Origin of the sequence: uncultured Paracoccus sp. (genome assembly GCF_945915435.1) — a bacterium.
Classification (GTDB): Bacteria; Pseudomonadota; Alphaproteobacteria; order Rhodobacterales; family Rhodobacteraceae; genus Paracoccus.
Genome location: NZ_CAMEFG010000002.1, coordinates 1 through 13,530 on the forward strand (window position 1 = coordinate 1; position 13,530 = coordinate 13,530).

Consider the following 13,530-nt stretch of genomic DNA (forward strand, 5'->3'; position numbering starts at 1 on the left):
CTGGTCCTGAACAACGGCATCTACGGCACGATCCGCGCCCATCAGGAACGCCACTATCCCGGCCGGGTGTCCGGCACGACGATGGAAAGCCCCGATTTCGTGATGCTGGCGCAGGCCTATGGCTATCACGCCGAGCGGGTCGCGCGGACCGAGGATTTTCCGGCAGCCTTCGCCCGCGCGCGCGCCTCGGCCACGGGCGCGCTGCTGGAGCTGGACATCTCGCCCGAGGCGCTGACACCGCGCCAGACCCTGACACAGATGCGCGAAGCCGCGTTGAAAGCAAAGGAAAACCAATGAGTTCCGCGATCCGCCTCGGCGCCGATATCGGCGGCACCTTCACGGATATCGCCCTGGAATGCCGGGGACGGATGTTCTCGGCCAAGGTGCTGACGAATTACGCGGCGCCCGAGCAGGCCATCCTGGACGGCATCGCCGTGGTCACGAAGGACGCGGGCATCACCCCCGCCGATCTTGAGATCGTCATCCACGGCACCACGCTGGCCACCAATGCGCTGATCGAGCGGCGCGGCGCGCGCACCGCCCTGATCACGACCGAGGGCTTTCGCGACGTGATCGAGATGCGGACCGAAAACCGCTTCGAGCAATATGACATCAACCTGCGCCTGCCCACGCCCCTGATCCCGCGCGAGGACCGCTTTCCCGTCAAGGGCCGCATCGATGCGCAGGGGCAGGAATTGCAGCCGCTGGACGAGGATGCGCTGGAAAGGCTGGCCGACCGTATCGCCGCCGAGGGCTTCGGCGCCGTCGCCATCGGTTTCATCCATTCCTACATGAACCCCGCCCATGAACGCTGCGCGCGCGAAATCATCGCGGCCAAGGTGGATGTGCCCATCTCGATCTCCTCCGAGGTCTCGCCCCAGATGCGCGAGTTCGAGCGGTTCAACACCGTCTGCGCCAACGCCTATGTGCGCCCGCAGATGGAGAGCTACCTGGGCCGCCTGCAAACCCGGCTGAAAGAGATGGGCGCGGCCTGCCCGGTCTTCATGATTCATTCCGGCGGCGGGCTGATCGGGGTCGAGACGGCGGCGGAATTTCCCGTGCGGCTGATCGAATCCGGCCCGGCGGGGGGGGCGATCTTCGCCGCCGATGTGGCGCGGCGCTTCGGGCTGGAAAGGGTCGTCAGCTACGACATGGGCGGGACCACCGCCAAGATCTGCCTGATCGAGGATTACCAGCCCAAGACCGCCCGCACCTTCGAGGTGGCGCGGACCTATCGCTTCTGCAAAGGCTCGGGGATGCCGATCTCGATCCCGGTGATCGAGATGATCGAGATCGGGGCAGGGGGCGGCTCGCTTGCCTGGGTCGATGCGATGGGGCGCATCCAGACCGGCCCGGAATCGGCAGGCTCGGAACCCGGTCCGGCCTGCTACCAGCGCGGCGGCACCCGGCCCGCGATCACCGACGCCGATCTGGTCCTGGGCAAGCTGGACCCCGACAATTTCGCCGGCGGCGCGATCCGGCTGTCGGTGGCCGATGCCGAGGGCGCCATCGCCCGCGAGGTCGGCGGCAAGCTGAACCTTGCCACCGAACCCGCCGCCTTCGGCATCGTCGAGGTGGTGGACGAGAACATGGCCAACGCCGCCCGCGTCCATGCGGTGGAAAACGGCAAGAACATCAGTGACAACACCATGATCGCCTTCGGGGGCGCGGCGCCGCTTCATGCCTCGCGCCTGTGCGAAAAGCTGGGGATCGACCGTTGCCTGATCCCGCCCGGCGCGGGTGTCGGCTCGGCCATCGGCTTTCTGCGCGCGCCCTTCGGATACGAGGCGCTGACCTCGCAGGTCCTGCGGCTGTCCCGGTTCGATGCGGACAAGCTGAACGCGCTTCTGGACGGGCTGAAGGCGACCGCCGAGGGCTTTGTGCGCTCGGGCAGTTCGGGGGCGATCACGCGCGAGATCACCGCCTTCATGCGCTATGTCGGGCAAGGCTGGGAAATCCCGGTCACGCTGCCAGACCGCGCCTTCGGTCCGGCCGACGCCGACTGGCTGCGCGACGCATTCCGCCAAAATTATGCGCGTTTCTTTGGCCGCGCCATCGAGGGCCTTGACGGGCTGGAGATCGAGATCGTCACCTTTTCCGTCAGGGCGCAGGACGAACGCCCCTTGCCCGAGGCGCGGCAGATCACCCTTGGCACCCCTGCCGAGGCGGGCGGGACCAGCCGCGCGGTGTTCGACCCGACCGAGGGCGCCCCGATGCCCTCGGCCATCGTCGAGCGCGACGCGCTGACCCCCGGCACCCGCATCCCCGGTCCGGCGGTGATCGTGGAACGCGAGACCTCGACCGTCGTGACCTCGCCCTTCGACGTGGTGATGCAGGACGACGGCACCCTTCTTCTGATCCGCAAGGAGACCGCGGCATGACCGACGCGACCTATGAAATCCGCATGCAGGTGATGTGGAACCGCCTGATCTCGGTCGTCGAGGAACAGGCGTTGACGCTTCTGCGCACGGCGTTTTCGACCAGCGTGCGCGAGGCGGGCGATTTGTCGGCGGGCGTCTTCGATCCGCAGGGGCGGATGCTGGCGCAGGCGGTGACCGGCACGCCGGGCCATGTGAACACGATGGCCGAGGCGGTGCTGCACTTCATCGCCGAAATCGGCCGTGACGACATGTTTCCCGGTGATACCTATGTCACCAACGACCCGTGGAAGGGCACGGGCCACCTGCATGACATCACGATGGTCTCGCCCTCCTTCAAGGGCGACCGGCTTGTCGGCTTCTTCGCCTGCACGGCGCATGTCGTGGACGTGGGCGGGCGCGGCTTTGGCGCCGACGGCAAGTCGGTCTATGAGGAAGGCATCCAGATCCCGATCATGAAATTCGCCGAACGCGGGCAGGTGAACCGCGATCTGGTCCGGCTGCTGCGCGCCAATGTGCGCGAGCCGAACCAGGTGGTGGGGGATTTCTTCTCGCTGGCGGCCTGCAACGACGTCGGCCACCGCCGCCTGATCGCGATGATGGATGAAATCGGGCTGGACGATCTGGACACCCTGGGCGAGTTCATCTTTGCCCGCACCCGCGCCGCCACGCTGGAACGCATCGCCGCGCTGCCCAGGGGGCGCTGGACGAACGAGATGACGACCGACGGCTATGACGACCCCGTCCGGCTGGTCGCCACGGTCGAGACGCGGGGCGAGAGCGTCGAGACCGACTTCACCGGCACCGACCCGATGAGCCGCTGGGGCATCAACGTGCCGCTGATCTATACCAAGGCCTATGCCTGCTATGCGATGAAATGCGTGATCGCGCCGGATATTCCCAACAACTGGGCCTCGCTCGAACCGTTCACGGTGTCCTCTCCGGTCAATATCCTGAACGCCGAACGCCCCGCGCCGGTCAGCCTGCGCCATGTCTTCGGCCATATGGTGCCCGATCTGGTGCTGGGCGCGCTGGCGCAGGCGCTGCCGGGGCAGGTGCTGGCCGAAGGCGCGGGGGCCTTGTGGAACATCCACATCTCGGCCCGTCCGGTGGCGGGCGCCGAGGGGCGGCGGGCGGAAATCCTGATGTTCAACTCGGGCGGGATGGGCGCGCGGCCCGGCCTTGACGGGCTGTCGGCGACGGCCTTCCCCTCGGGCGTGATGACCATGCCGATCGAGGCGACGGAACACACCGGCCCGATCACCGTCTGGCGCAAGGAGCTGCGCCCGGATTCGGCGGGCGACGGCGAATATCGCGGCGGTCTTGGCCAGATCATCGAGATCGAGGCGGCCGAGGGCCATCAGTTCGACTTTTCGGCCATGTTCGACCGCGTTCGCCACGCGGCGCGCGGGCGCGACGGGGGGCAGGACGGCAAGCCCGGCTCGGTGCGGCTGGACGACGGCACCCAGATGCGTCCCAAGGGCTGGCAGCATGTCCCCGCCGGGCGGCGGCTGGTGCTGGAACTGCCCGGCGGCGGCGGCTACGGCGACCCCGCCCGGCGCAGCGCCGAGGCCCGCGACAACGACATATCCAAGGGTTATGTGACAGGAGACGGCAAATGAGCTATGTGGCGAAACGCCTTTCGGTGGTGAAGCCCTCGGCCTCGATGGCGGCTTCGCAGGCGGCCAAGGCGCTGGCCGCGACCGGCATCGACGTGATCGACCTGGGGCTGGGGGAACCCGATTTCCCGACGCCCGCCCATGTCGCGCAAGCCGCCTACAAGGCCGCGCTGGCGGGTGAGACGCTTTATACCGCATCCGCGGGCACGCTTGCGCTGCGCAAGGCCGTCGCCGACAAGTTCCGCCGCGAAAACGGGCTGGACTACGCGCCGGACGCGATCACGGTGGCGAACGGGGCCAAGCAGATCATCTTCAACGCGCTGATGGCGACGCTGGACGCGGGCGACGAGGCGATCCTGCCCGCGCCCTATTTCGTCAGCTACCCCGAGATGGTCAAGCTGCTGGGCGGCACGCCCGTCACCCCGCAATGCGCGGCCGCCGCCGGCTTTCGCCTGACGCCTGACGTTCTGGAAGCCGCGATCACGCCGCGCACGAAATGGCTGTTCCTGAACGCGCCCGGCAACCCCTCGGGCGCGGTCTATTCGGCGGATGAGATGCGCGCGCTTGGCGATGTGCTGGCACGGCACCCGCAGGTGCTGGTCCTGTCGGACGAGATTTACGAGCATATCATCTTCGACGGGCGCGAATTCGTCAGTTGGGGCAAGGCCTGCCCGGAACTGAAGGACCGCAGCCTGATCGTGAACGGCGTGGCGAAAGCCTATGCCATGACCGGCTGGCGCGTGGGTTACGCCGCCGGGCCTATGCCGCTGATCAAGGCGATGAACACGGTGCAAAGCCAAAGCTGCACCTCGGTCGCGGCCCCCATGCAGGCCGCGGCACTGGCCGCGCTGACCGGCCCGCAGGATTGCGTGGCCCGGTTCCGCGAGGCGTTCCAGCGCCGCCGCGACCTGGTGGTTGCGGGCGTGGCAAAGATCCCCGGTCTGACGCTGCCGGCCCCGGAAGGCGCGTTCTACGCCTATATCGGCTGCGCTGGTCTGATCGGGAAACGCACGCCCAAGGGCGAGGTGCTGGCCGATGACGTGGCGGTTTCGGACTATCTTCTGGCCGAGGGCCATGTCAGTTCGGTCCCCGGCTCGGCCTACGGCCTTTCGCCCTTCTTCCGCATCTCGACCGCGACCGGCGACGAGGTCCTGGCCGAGGCCGTCGCCCGCATCGCCCGCGCAGTCGCCGCACTTCAACCCACCGAGGTATCCGCATGACCCAGCTTTTCGACACCATCCTGATCACCGGCGCCGCAGGCCGCCTTGGCACGGAATTGCGCCGGGGCCTCGCGCCACTGGCCCGCAAGCTGCGACTGGCCGATGTGGCCGAGATCGGCGACCTTCAGCCCAACGAAGAAGCGGCGATCTTCGATCTGGCCGACGAGGCCGCCGTTCACAAGGCGGTCGAGGGCGTTGATACCATCGTCCATTTCGGCGGCGCGCCGATGGAACGGCCCTGGGACGAGGTTCTGAACGCCAACATCCGCGGCAGCTATCACATCTACGAGGCCGCGCGGAAACATGGGGTCAAGCGGGTCGTCTATGCCTCGTCCGTCCATGCGATCGGCTATCACAAGCTGGAGGATCACATCGACGCCAGCGCCCGCCAGCGCCCCGACAGCCTCTATGGCCTGTCCAAGTGTTTCGTCGAGGATCTGGGCCAGCTCTACTGGGACAAGTTCGGCATCGAAAGCGTGATGCTGCGGATATTCTCGTCCTTCCCCGAGCCTGCCGACCGGCGGATGCTGTGGTCGTGGCTGTCCTTCGACGATTGCATCCGGCTGGTGACGGCGGCGCTGACCGCGCCCTGCGTGGGTTGCACCATTTCCTTCGGCATGTCCGACAACCGGCTAAAGACCGTGGACAACCGGCTGGCCGGGCATCTGGGCTATCACCCGCAGGACAATACCGAATCCTACCGCGCCGGGGTCGAAGGCAAGACGCCCGTGCCGGACCCGAGGGCGCCCGCCGTCCAATGCCTGGGCGGCTGGTTCGTCGAACTGGGCCACCCCGACGACGACGCAGCCGGGTAGGCGAAAGACCTTCGGGATGGGGCGGACCCATCCCGAAGGCGGCTCAGATCACGGCTTCTTCCATGAACGGCTCATTCGCCGGAATCCGTTCGTAGCGGAAGGGGGTCAGGTCCAGCGTGCGGAATCCGCCGTCCACGATCAGTTCCGCCACCGCCCGGCCCACGGCGGGGGATTGTTGCAGGCCATGCCCGGAAAAACCGTTTGCGAACATGAAGTTGGCAACCTCGGGGTGCCAGCCGACGATGCCGTTGTGGTCCAGCATGTTGTATTCGTAATGCCCCGTCCAGCTTTGCCGCACCTTCAGCGCGTCGAAGCTGGGGATACGATGCCAGAGCGCAGGCCAGATGCGGTCGTCGAATTCCTCGTGCCGGGTCTGGAAGTCGTCGTAATCCGCCGGGCCGTCGTCCAGCGGCGTGTTGCCGGTCAGGAACAATTCGCCCTCGGGTCGGACGAAGGTGCCCGAGGTGTCGATGACATTCGGCATCCGGCCGGGGATCGGGGTTTCGCTGGCAAAGACGAAGCTGTGGCGCTTGTAGGGCGCGACCGGGATCGACAGGCCCGCCATCGCCGCCACCTGCTGCGCGCGCGGCCCGGCGGCGTTGACCAGGATGCCGCAGGCGACGGTTTCGCCGGTGGCAAGCCGCGCGGCACTGACGCGGCCATCCGTCACCGTCAACCCGGTGACCGCATTGTCGATATATTCGATGCCGCTGGCCCGCGCCGCCCGGCGCAACCCGTTCAGCAGGCCCATCGAATCGAACCAGCCCTCTTCCCGCGCCCCCCATGCGCCGCCGCCCAGATCCTCGACGTTCAGCCAGGGAAAGCGATCCCTTAGCGCGCCGGGTTCCAGAAAGACCGTGTGCGCGCCAAGGCTGCGTTGAAGCTCGACCCTTTCGTGGGCGGGTTCGACCCCCTCGGGCGGGATGCAATAGAGATAGCCGTGTTCGCGAAAGCCCAGGTCCGGCACCGCCTCGCCCGTATAGAAGGGGGCCATGCGCTGGGTGAAACCGTTGATGAACTCGACCCCGAACTGGCTGATCCTGACGTTGATCGGGTTGGAATATTGCTGCCGGATGGCGCTGGTCGAAAGCGCGGTCGAGGAAAACTCATAGCTGCTGTCGCGCTCGACCACCAGCACGGACGGGTTGCCGCCCAGCTTCTGGCCAAGCCAATAGGCGATCGAGGAACCGACGACCGCGCCGCCCACGATGACGATGTCATAGGACGCGCGGGCAGGGGCCTTGTATTGCGGAATGGGCATGAGCGGACCCTTCAGGCAGAGAATGAGGCGATGAGATTGTCCGAGCCGCGCGCCAGCAGGCCCAGGTCGGCGCCCACGGCGACCATGCGGAAGCCGTCGGCCAGATAGCGTTCGGCGTCGGCCTTGACGGGGGCAAGGATGCCGCTGGACTTGCCCGCATCCGCCGCTGCGCGCCGCACGGATGCGATGGCCGCCTGCACGTGGTCCGCACTCGGGTTGCCCATCGCATCCATATTCGTGGACAGATCGCCCGGCCCGACGAACAGCACATCGACCCCCTCGACCGCCGCGATTTCGGCGGCATTGGCCACACCCGTCTCGCATTCGATCTGGACCGCCAGCAACTGGTTGTCGCGCGCCGTGCGGTGGTAATTCGCGATCCGCCCGAACTGATTCGCGCGATGGCCGGTCGAAAAGCCGCGGATGCCCGCTGGCGCATAGGACATGGCGGCCACGATCTCGCGCGCCTGATCGGCGTTGCGGACGTTCGGGATCATCAGGCTGCGCGCGCCCGCGTCCATGAACTGCTTGATCAGCACCGCGCTGTCCGAGGGCAGGCGCACCACCGATTCGCAGGGGAAGGCGGCGGCGGTCTGAAGCTGCGCCATGACGCTGCGCAGGTCGTTGGGGCTGTGTTCGCCGTCGATCAACAGCCAGTCCGCACCCGCGCCCGCCATGATCTCGGTCGCAAGGGGGCTGGCAAGGGAACACCACAACCCGAGGCATCTGTTGCCCGATTTCAGGGCATTCTTCAGGGAATTCGCGCGCTCTTGCATTTTATCGGCCCTCTGCCACATGAATGGTTGAAATTTGTATGATGTCATATATCACATAATGCAAGGATGATTTGCGGCGACTCGCAAGCGGAAAGGATGGATGCAGTGAAAATCGGTTTCATCGGGTTGGGCGTGATGGGTGCGCCGATGGCGCGCCATCTTGTCGCGGCGGGGCATGAACTGACCGTCTCGCTCAATCGCTCGGGTCTGCCCGAGGGGTTGGCCGCCAGCGTCGCGAAGAACCCCGCCGAGGTCGCGCGGGCCAGCGAGGTGGTCATCACCATGCTGCCCGACACGCCCGACGTCGAGCACGTGCTGCTGGGCGATAACGGCGTGATCGCCGGGACTTCGCCGGGTGCGCTGGTCATCGACATGAGTTCGATCAGCCCCATCGCGACGGCACGTTTCGCCGAGGCGATCCGGGCCGGGGGGGCGGGCTACCTGGACGCCCCGGTGTCCGGCGGCGAGGTGGGGGCAAAGGCCGCCAGCCTGACGATCATGGTCGGCGGTCCCGAGGCCGAGTTCCGCCGCGCCCTGCCGATCTTCGAGGTGCTGGGCAAGAACATCACGCTGATCGGCGAATCGAACGGTGCGGGCCAGACCTGCAAGATCGCCAACCAGATCATTGTCGCCCTGAATATTCAGGCGGTGTCCGAGGCGCTGGTCTTTGCCGCCAAGGCCGGTTGCGACCCGGCGAAGGTGCGCCAGGCGCTGCTGGGCGGCTTTGCATCCTCGCGCGTGCTGGAGGTGCATGGAGAGCGGATGATCGACCGCAGCTTCGCCCCCGGCTTCCGCATCCGGCTGCATCAGAAGGATCTTGGCCTTGCGCTGGAAAGCGCGCGTGCGCTTGGCGTCTCGCTGCCCAATACGGCAACGGCGCAGGAACTGATGAACGCCTGCGCCGCGCATGGCGGCGGCGACCAGGATCACTCGGCGCTGGTCAAGGCTTTGGAAGCATTGGCAAACAACCCCGTTGCGAAAGGTGATGAATGATGCGCGGAACCGGCAAGGCGGATGTCTTCGTGATGCTGGCCCATCCCGTGGGCCATGCGAAAAGTCCCGGCGTATTCAACGAGATATTCGAGCAGAAGGGCCTCGATAGCCTGATGGTTCCGCTGACCTGCCGGCCCGAGGATTTCGACATCTTCTGGGCGGGGCTGACGGCGGCGGAAAACGTGCGCGGCGTCATCGTCTCGGTCCCCTACAAGCAAGCGGTGTTTGGGAAATGCGCGAACGGGCATGACCGCGCGACGCGGGTGCGCAGCGCCAATTCGGTGCGCCGCAACCCGGACGGGACGTGGTATGCCGACAATTTCGACGGCGTGGGCTTTATCGAGGGGCTGAAGGCGGGCGGGCACCGGATCGCGGGCAGGCGCGTCCTTCAGGTCGGCGCGGGTGGTGCGGGGGCCTCGCTGGCCTATTGCCTGGCCGAGGAGGGCGCGGCCGAGATCCGGCTTTTCGACGTGGACGAATCCCGCGCGGCTGCACTGGCCGCGATGGTCGCCGCCAAGTTTCCCGATTGCAGCATCGCGACCGGCCCCGCCGATCCGACGGGCATGGACATGGCGGTCAACGCCACGCCGATGGGGCTGAAGCCCTCGGACCCGCTGCCGATGGACGTCGCGAAACTGACGCCCGAAATGACCGTCGTGGACATCATCATGGAACCCGCCGAGACGCCGCTTCTGGCCGAGGCCCGGCGGATCGGCTGCACCATTCAGCCGGGCCGCCCGATGATGGATTTCCAGGTCGAGGCGATGGCCGGTTTCTTCGACATCGACCGCAAGGATCGCGGCAATGGCTGAGGTCGCCAGCGCCGTCGTGATCGGCGGAACCTCGGGCATCGGCAAGGCGATCGCGCTGCGCCTTGCCCTTGCAGGCGCGCAGGTGATCGTCGCGGGCCGCGATGCCGCGCGCGGCGAGGCCGTGGCCGCCGAGGCCACCCGTCTCGGCGCGCCCCTTGCGCGCTTCGTTGCCGTGGATGTGGCCGAGCCGGATCAGGTCGAGGCGCTTGGCCGGCGGGTCGAGGATGCGATGGGCATCCCCGAGGTCGTCGTCAACTGCGCGGGCATCCTGCAAAGCGGCAAGCATGTGCTGGATCAAGACCTTGCCGAAGACGAACGCATATGGCGCATCAACTATCGCGGCACGCTGGTCGGCGCGCAGGTCTTTGGCCGGATGATGAAGCGGGCAGGGCGGGGCGCGATCCTGAATGTCGGCTCGCTGGCGTCTTTCGCGCCGCTGTCGCTGCCGTCCTACACGCCGGGCAAGCAGGCCGTGCAGGCGCTGACCGGCATCCTCGCGGCCGAGCTTGGCCCCCACGGCATCCGCGTCAATGCGGTCGCGCCGGGCTATACGCTGTCGGACGGCCTTCAGGCCCGGATCGCGGCGGGTGAACGCGACCCCGACGCGATCCTCGACACCACCGCGCTGAAGAAATTCGTCGCCCCCCAGGACGTGGCCGAGGCGGCGTTGTTTCTGTGTTCGCCCCGTGCGGCTTCGATCACCGGGGTCACGCTGCCCGTCGATGCGGGCTGGCTGGTGCAGGCCCCCTACGCGCATTACCTGCGCGGCAATCCCATCAGGAAAGGCCAACAAGATGAGTGATATCAACCGCTTTGACTTCGACACGCGCATCCATCACGGCGTTGTCCACAATGGCGTCGTCTATCTGACCGGACAGGTCGCCACGCCGGGCCAGCCGGCGGCGGACCAGATGCACGAGATTCTGGCCAGGATCGACGACCTGCTGGCCAAGGCGGGAACCGACAAGACGCGCATCCTGCATGTGCAGATGTGGCTGGACGATGTGCGCGACTTCGACGAGGTGAACCAGGTCTGGGATGCCTGGATGCCGCGGGAACATGCGCCCGCGCGGTCATCGGGGCAAGGGCGGATGGCCAAGCCCGGAATGCTGGTGGAACTGATCGTTACGGCGGCTGTGTGATGTCCTACAACGGTCGCGGGACGCCCGGTCCGCGAACCGGGGCGACATGAAGGAAAACACATGGCCAAGCGCAAATCACTGTCCACCATCGTCTGGGAAAGCCTGTCGGGCAAGATCGCCTCGGGCGAATTGCAACCCGGCGCGCAGCTTCCGACCGAGGCCGAACTGTGCGCGGAATACGAGGTCAGCCGGACTGTGGTGCGCGAGGCCATTGCCCGGTTGCGCTCGGACGGGCTGGTCATTCCGCAGCAGGGCCGCGGCATGTTCGTCAGCGAGGCGCCGAGGCAAAGCTTCCTGATTGCCGAAGAAACGCTTCAGACCCTGCCCGAGACGATCTCGCTTCTGGAACTGCGCATGAGCGTCGAGGTCGAATCCGCCGCCCTTTGCGCCGAACGCCGCAGCGACACCGAAGCGCGCGAGATCCGCGCCCTGATGGAGCAGGTCGACGCCCTTCATGCCGACCCGGAAAAGGTTGAAATCCATTACGATTACGACTTCCACGTGAAGATCGCGCAGGCTTCGGGCAATCCGCTGATCCTGGCGTTTCTGGAATATCTGCGCCCGCTGATCGTGCCGCGCTTCCAGCTTGGCCATATCGTCGCGCCGGATCTCAAGGACCGCTATTATTCGCGCATCCACCGCGAACATCAAGACATCGTCCTGGCGATCGAGTCCGCCGATCCACCGCGCGCGCGCGAGGCGATGCGCAGCCATCTGCTCAACAGCCTGGAACGCCTGCGCGCGCTGGCGGCTGCACGCGGCGCGACCGCCGGGCGTCCGGTTTCCGGTGATGCGCTTTTCCGTGCGCAGCCGCCGCTGGCAAAGAGAAAAACTGATGTATGACGAATCTGCCCCTGCCGTTCCGATCCGCCGCGCGGCCCCTGTCCGGGCCTGCACATGCAGCATGTCCGCCCCATGGCGGCGGGCCGGTCGCGACGGGGCGCCGGACATGAAGGGGAAAGAAAATCTTTGGTCTTGGCGGAATTTCTTGATTTTGCCGCAAGCCCCCATCCCGGACAGTCAACCCATCGGCAGGTAAGGAGCGATCATGACGACGGCATTGGTGACGGGCGCGACCAGCGGCATCGGGCGGGCCATCGCGCTGGAACTGGCAGGGGCCGGGCATGACGTCTATGCCGTCGGGCGCAGCCGCCACGCGCTTGAGCAATTGCGCGCGAGTGCGAGAAACATCACGCCGATCTGCCTGGACGTCACCGATCGCGAGGCGGTCGAGGCGACCATCCCCGACCTGCATGTCGATGTGCTGGTGAACAATGCCGGGATGATGCCGCCGCTGTGCAGTTTCGCCGATGCGAAGATGGGCGATATCGACACGACGCTGGAGGTCAATCTCAGCGCGGTGATCGCGCTGACGCGCCATGTCGTGGTGCAGATGCGCGAACGCCAATCGGGGCATATCGTCTTTATCGGCTCGGCCGCGGCGCACAGCCCCTTTCCGAACATGGCGGTCTATTCCGCGACCAAGGCCGGGATTTCGGGCTTCGCCGCGGCCCTGCGCGCGGATCTCTCGCCCTTTGGCGTGCGCGTGACCGAGGTGGTTCCGGGCCGTGTCCAGACCGCGCTTTACGAAGATATCCTGGACGATGACGCGCGCCGGGCGATGTATTCGGCGGTGAAGGCCGTCCAGCCCGAGGACGTGGCGCAGATGGTGCGCGCCGTGCTGGCCCTGCCCGAATGGGCCGATGTGACGCGCTTCGACATCATGACGACAAGACCGACAACCCCCAACCAGCAGGTGAAGAAATGAAGGATCTCTCAGTGGTGATCGTCGGCGGCGGCGCCGGGCTTGGCGCGCTTCTGGCCGGGATGGCGGTCGAGGCCGGGGCCTCGGGGCTGGGGATCATCGACCTGAACGGCGATGCCGCCGAGGCCGCGTTGCAGCCCGCCCGCGACAAGGGGCTGCCCGTGGCCTCTGCCAGTGCGGATATCGGCAAGGGTTCCGACTGCCATGCCGCTTTCGGCAAGATGGCCGAGGCGCTTGGCCGCGTCGATACGCTGATCAACTGCGCCGCCATCTATCCGCGCCGCCCGATCCTTCAGATCACGGACGCGGAATGGGATGCCTCGAATGCGGTCAACATCAAGGGCACCTATCACATGATGGTCGCCGCCGTCGCCCATATGCGCGAACAGGCCCCACGGCCCGAGGTGCGGGGGCGCATCGTCAACATCACCTCGGTCGATGCGTTCAAGGCCCACCCGCAGAACGCCCATTACGCCGCGACCAAGGCGGCGGTGGTCAGCCTGACGCGATCCTTCGCCCATGAGGTCGCGAAGGACGGCATCCTCGTGAACTCGGTCGCGCCTGCGGGCATGGCGACGGAACGCGCGCGCGAACTGGGCTTTCTGGATGAACTGGCGAAGGCCAGCCCCCTTGGGCGCGGCGCGAAGCCGGTCGAGATCGCCGAATGGGTGCTGATGACCGGCGGGCCGAAGAACACCTATATGACCGGCGAAAACGTCATCGTTTCAGGCGGGTATATCTACGCCTGA

At 66.7% G+C, this 13,530-nt stretch carries 14 protein-coding genes; 12 read left to right on the forward strand and 2 right to left on the reverse strand.

Annotated features, from left to right (window positions below):
* From Q0O97_RS00895 to Q0O97_RS00915, 5 genes are all read left to right on the forward strand, one after another.
* The coding region (locus tag Q0O97_RS00895) for a thiamine pyrophosphate-dependent enzyme (protein ID WP_294923458.1) at positions 1-297 on the forward strand (297 nt) is incomplete at its 5' end.
* Positions 294-2,381, forward strand: a complete 2,088-nt coding sequence (locus Q0O97_RS00900) for a hydantoinase/oxoprolinase family protein (protein WP_294923461.1) — start codon at positions 294-296, stop codon at positions 2,379-2,381. The genes Q0O97_RS00895 and Q0O97_RS00900, both read left to right, overlap by 4 nt.
* Positions 2,378-4,000: a hydantoinase B/oxoprolinase family protein gene (locus tag Q0O97_RS00905; protein WP_294923463.1), complete on the forward strand. Its 1,623-nt coding sequence runs from the start codon at positions 2,378-2,380 to the stop codon at positions 3,998-4,000. Before Q0O97_RS00900 ends, Q0O97_RS00905 begins: the two co-directional genes overlap by 4 nt.
* A complete protein-coding gene (locus tag Q0O97_RS00910; protein WP_294923466.1) occupies positions 3,997-5,217 on the forward strand; it encodes a pyridoxal phosphate-dependent aminotransferase in 1,221 nt (406 codons plus the stop codon). The genes Q0O97_RS00905 and Q0O97_RS00910 overlap by 4 nt, the downstream gene beginning before the upstream one ends.
* Entirely contained in the window at positions 5,214-6,032 is an 819-nt protein-coding gene (locus Q0O97_RS00915; protein WP_294923469.1) for an NAD(P)-dependent oxidoreductase, read from the forward strand. The genes Q0O97_RS00910 and Q0O97_RS00915 overlap by 4 nt, the downstream gene beginning before the upstream one ends.
* A 43-nt stretch (positions 6,033-6,075) precedes the next feature.
* On the opposite strand, the gene Q0O97_RS00920 is transcribed toward Q0O97_RS00915, so the two are convergent.
* On the reverse strand, positions 6,076-7,293 hold the full coding sequence (locus tag Q0O97_RS00920) for an FAD-dependent oxidoreductase (RefSeq protein ID WP_294923472.1): 1,218 nt from the start codon (positions 7,291-7,293) through the stop codon (positions 6,076-6,078).
* Between the two features lie 11 nt (positions 7,294-7,304).
* The gene (locus Q0O97_RS00925) at positions 7,305-8,069 is read right to left on the reverse strand and encodes an HpcH/HpaI aldolase/citrate lyase family protein (protein ID WP_294923475.1); all 765 of its coding nucleotides are present in this window, start codon (positions 8,067-8,069) and stop codon (positions 7,305-7,307) included.
* 105 nt (positions 8,070-8,174) lie between these two features.
* On the opposite strand from Q0O97_RS00925, the gene Q0O97_RS00930 reads away from it, so the two are divergent.
* The 7 genes from Q0O97_RS00930 to Q0O97_RS00960 all read left to right on the forward strand — a co-directional run bounded on the left by Q0O97_RS00930 (position 8,175) and on the right by Q0O97_RS00960 (position 13,530).
* Positions 8,175-9,062: a 2-hydroxy-3-oxopropionate reductase gene (locus Q0O97_RS00930; protein ID WP_294923478.1), complete on the forward strand. Its 888-nt coding sequence runs from the start codon at positions 8,175-8,177 to the stop codon at positions 9,060-9,062.
* Complete coding sequence (locus tag Q0O97_RS00935; RefSeq protein ID WP_294923481.1) at positions 9,059-9,874, forward strand: shikimate dehydrogenase; 816 nt, start codon at positions 9,059-9,061, stop codon at positions 9,872-9,874. Before Q0O97_RS00930 ends, Q0O97_RS00935 begins: the two co-directional genes overlap by 4 nt.
* Positions 9,867-10,676, forward strand: a complete 810-nt coding sequence (locus Q0O97_RS00940) for an SDR family oxidoreductase (RefSeq protein WP_294923484.1) — start codon at positions 9,867-9,869, stop codon at positions 10,674-10,676. The genes Q0O97_RS00935 and Q0O97_RS00940 overlap by 8 nt, the downstream gene beginning before the upstream one ends.
* A complete protein-coding gene (locus Q0O97_RS00945) occupies positions 10,669-11,016 on the forward strand; it encodes a RidA family protein (RefSeq protein ID WP_294923486.1) in 348 nt (115 codons plus the stop codon). The genes Q0O97_RS00940 and Q0O97_RS00945 overlap by 8 nt, the downstream gene beginning before the upstream one ends.
* 60 nt (positions 11,017-11,076) lie before the next feature.
* The gene (locus tag Q0O97_RS00950) at positions 11,077-11,859 is read left to right on the forward strand and encodes a FadR/GntR family transcriptional regulator (RefSeq protein ID WP_294923488.1); all 783 of its coding nucleotides are present in this window, start codon (positions 11,077-11,079) and stop codon (positions 11,857-11,859) included.
* A 205-nt stretch (positions 11,860-12,064) separates the two neighbouring features.
* Positions 12,065-12,784 carry an SDR family oxidoreductase gene (locus Q0O97_RS00955; protein WP_294923491.1) on the forward strand — a complete coding sequence of 240 codons (720 nt, stop codon included), beginning with the start codon at positions 12,065-12,067 and terminating at the stop codon, positions 12,782-12,784.
* Complete coding sequence (locus Q0O97_RS00960; protein ID WP_294923494.1) at positions 12,781-13,530, forward strand: SDR family oxidoreductase; 750 nt, start codon at positions 12,781-12,783, stop codon at positions 13,528-13,530. Before Q0O97_RS00955 ends, Q0O97_RS00960 begins: the two co-directional genes overlap by 4 nt.

Bases quoted from the DNA above. Each gene is read 5' to 3' on its own strand.
- Q0O97_RS00950 (WP_294923488.1), top strand. From the start codon at position 11,077: ATGGCCAAGCGCAAATCACTGTCCACCATCGTCTGGGAAAGCCTGTCG.
- Q0O97_RS00935 (WP_294923481.1), top strand. From the start codon at position 9,059: ATGATGCGCGGAACCGGCAAGGCGGATGTCTTCGTGATGCTGGCCCAT.
- Q0O97_RS00900 (WP_294923461.1), top strand. From the start codon at position 294: ATGAGTTCCGCGATCCGCCTCGGCGCCGATATCGGCGGCACCTTCACG.
- Q0O97_RS00960 (WP_294923494.1), top strand. From the start codon at position 12,781: ATGAAGGATCTCTCAGTGGTGATCGTCGGCGGCGGCGCCGGGCTTGGC.
- Q0O97_RS00920 (WP_294923472.1), bottom strand. From the start codon at position 7,293: ATGCCCATTCCGCAATACAAGGCCCCTGCCCGCGCGTCCTATGACATC.
- Q0O97_RS00925 (WP_294923475.1), bottom strand. From the start codon at position 8,069: ATGCAAGAGCGCGCGAATTCCCTGAAGAATGCCCTGAAATCGGGCAAC.
- Q0O97_RS00945 (WP_294923486.1), top strand. From the start codon at position 10,669: ATGAGTGATATCAACCGCTTTGACTTCGACACGCGCATCCATCACGGC.
- Q0O97_RS00905 (WP_294923463.1), top strand. From the start codon at position 2,378: ATGACCGACGCGACCTATGAAATCCGCATGCAGGTGATGTGGAACCGC.
- Q0O97_RS00955 (WP_294923491.1), top strand. From the start codon at position 12,065: ATGACGACGGCATTGGTGACGGGCGCGACCAGCGGCATCGGGCGGGCC.
- Q0O97_RS00910 (WP_294923466.1), top strand. From the start codon at position 3,997: ATGAGCTATGTGGCGAAACGCCTTTCGGTGGTGAAGCCCTCGGCCTCG.
- Q0O97_RS00915 (WP_294923469.1), top strand. From the start codon at position 5,214: ATGACCCAGCTTTTCGACACCATCCTGATCACCGGCGCCGCAGGCCGC.
- Q0O97_RS00940 (WP_294923484.1), top strand. From the start codon at position 9,867: ATGGCTGAGGTCGCCAGCGCCGTCGTGATCGGCGGAACCTCGGGCATC.